This is a genomic window from Streptomyces colwelliae, assembly GCF_048158785.1.
Classification (GTDB): Bacteria; Actinomycetota; Actinomycetes; order Streptomycetales; family Streptomycetaceae; genus Streptomyces.
Genome location: NZ_JBLTJC010000985.1, coordinates 1 through 428, shown reverse-complemented (window position 1 = coordinate 428; position 428 = coordinate 1). Strand labels below are relative to the sequence as shown.

The 428-nt window shown below is 63.1% G+C and carries 2 protein-coding genes; one reads left to right on the top strand and one right to left on the bottom strand.

From position 1 onward, the window contains the following. Positions 1 to 117 (bottom strand): DUF2493 domain-containing protein (locus tag ACNFOC_RS56190; RefSeq protein WP_521987331.1); only part of this gene is annotated, 117 nt, incomplete at its 3' end. A 117-nt stretch (positions 118 to 234) separates the two neighbouring features. On the opposite strand from ACNFOC_RS56190, the gene ACNFOC_RS56185 reads away from it, so the two are divergent. After that, on the top strand, positions 235 to 428 hold a 194-nt coding region (locus ACNFOC_RS56185; RefSeq protein ID WP_521987329.1), incomplete at its 3' end, for a hypothetical protein.

Here is a 428-nt window from a genome sequence, read left to right as displayed (position 1 = left end):
GATCAGGACCATGTCGGGATGCTTGGCGTGAACCTTGTCGAGACGATCCCAGATCAAGCGGTGGTCGTTGCAGTCGAAGCCGCCGGTCAGTGCGACCTTCGGTCCGGGAGGCAACATGACCTCGGTTTCGGCGCGGCGCTTGGCTGCGATGAAGTCGCGGGAGTCGATCATTGCCGCGGTGAGCGTGCGATGGTTGACCAGTGATCCCGATCGAGGGCGCCAGGAAGAGCCGGTGTGGACCTCAAAGAGTTCGACGGCCTGATCGCGGAAGAGCTCCAGGCAGTTGCGGCGTTCGATCAGCGTGATGCCTTCTGCCGTCAGGCGCTCGAGCTCGACCGATCGTACTTCCGAGCCGTTCTGCTCGCGCTGGCTCTTGCGTTGGGCCTGCTCGTTGTCATCGAGCTGCCGTCCGATGCGATCTGTGGCAC